The following is an 855-nucleotide window of genomic DNA, read 5'->3' as shown; positions in this document are numbered from 1 at the left end:
CCACTGGTCGAGCATGCGCCCGGCGAACTCCGGTCCATTGTCCACCCGTAGGCTCTTTGGACGACCGCGGAGCTTCACCAGTGCGTCCAGGGCCTCGGTCACCTGGAAGGCGCGGAAGTTGGCTCTCGGTGTGAGCGAGAGCGCCTCTCGCGTATGGCAATCGACGACCGTCAGGATCCGGAACGGACGTCCGTCGAAGATGCGATCAGACATGAAGTCCATGGCCCAGACCTCGTTGGGTCCGCCGATCGCCGGCCGCCCTTGCCGGTAGCGCCAAGCCCGTTTGCGTTTGGGCAGCTTGGGCCGGATCGACAGCCCCTCGTCGCGATAGATCCGGTAGGTGCGCTTGTGGTTCACCTCCCAGCCCTCCCGTCGCAGTAGGATATGCAGCCGTCGGTAGCCGTAGCGCACCCGCGCGGCAGCGAGTTCCTTCAGCCGCATCCGCAGCGCAACCTGCGGGTCAGAGCGCTTCCTGTAACGCTGGGACGAGCGGCCAAAACCGGTGGCCTGGCAGGCCCGACGCTCGCTGATGCCGTAGGCCACCTGCAGGTGGCCGGCGACTTCACGGCGAGCGCCGGGCCTTACCACTTTCGCTTCAGGACATCCTGCAACATCGAGCGGTCCAGCGTCAGGTCGGCCACCAATCGTTTGAGCTTGCTGTTCTCGTCCTCCAGCTGCTTCAGCCGCCGGATCTCCGGCACGCCCATGCCGACGAACTGCTTCTTCCAGCGGTAGAACGTCGGCTCGGACACACCCATCTTCCGGCAGACCTCGTCCACCGTCGCGCCGTTCTCCGCCTGCCGAAGGGCAAAGGCGATCTGTTCGTTCGTGAAGCGTTTGCGAGGCATGGCATCC

General features: G+C 65.3%; 1 pseudogene. It reads right to left on the bottom strand.

The window, feature by feature from the left end:
• Positions 1-848, bottom strand: a pseudogene (locus AO398_RS28070) (IS3 family transposase); the annotation flags it as partial.
• Positions 849-855: the final 7 nt, after the last annotated feature.

It is taken from the genome of Methylobacterium sp. GXS13 (assembly GCF_001455965.1).
Taxonomy (GTDB): Bacteria; Pseudomonadota; Alphaproteobacteria; order Rhizobiales; family Beijerinckiaceae; genus Methylobacterium.
This window is presented reverse-complemented; position numbering and strand designations above follow the sequence as displayed.